Origin of the sequence: Pseudoalteromonas luteoviolacea (genome assembly GCF_001696455.1) — a bacterium.
GTDB lineage: Bacteria > Pseudomonadota > Gammaproteobacteria > Enterobacterales > Alteromonadaceae > Pseudoalteromonas > Pseudoalteromonas luteoviolacea_C.
The window spans coordinates 1-231 of sequence record NZ_MAUJ01000078.1; the positions used below are offsets into that span (position 1 = coordinate 1).

1 protein-coding gene is annotated in these 231 nt (G+C 46.8%); it reads left to right on the forward strand.

All coding sequences use genetic code 11. The annotated features are described in order from the left end of the window. Nucleotides 1–231, forward strand: a 231-nt coding sequence (locus A7985_RS26710; protein ID WP_176716817.1) for a hypothetical protein, incomplete at both ends; no start/stop codon positions are given.

Sequence of the window (231 nt, forward strand, 5' to 3'; positions counted from 1 at the left end):
AATCAAACGCGGATGGCTATACCATCACGCAAACACCAAGTACTGAGCATCAAACAGGTAATCGTTATATCGGCAGCGGGGTGGGTGTTGTCAGCAATATCGCCAAAGTGATTGTCGGCACAGATCCTGCGCCAACACTGCGCTTTACTGAAATGCCAAAAGCAGGTGATAAAACCATATCTGGTAAAGTGTTCTTCGATGTAGATCAAGATGGCGTGATCGATCCTAACG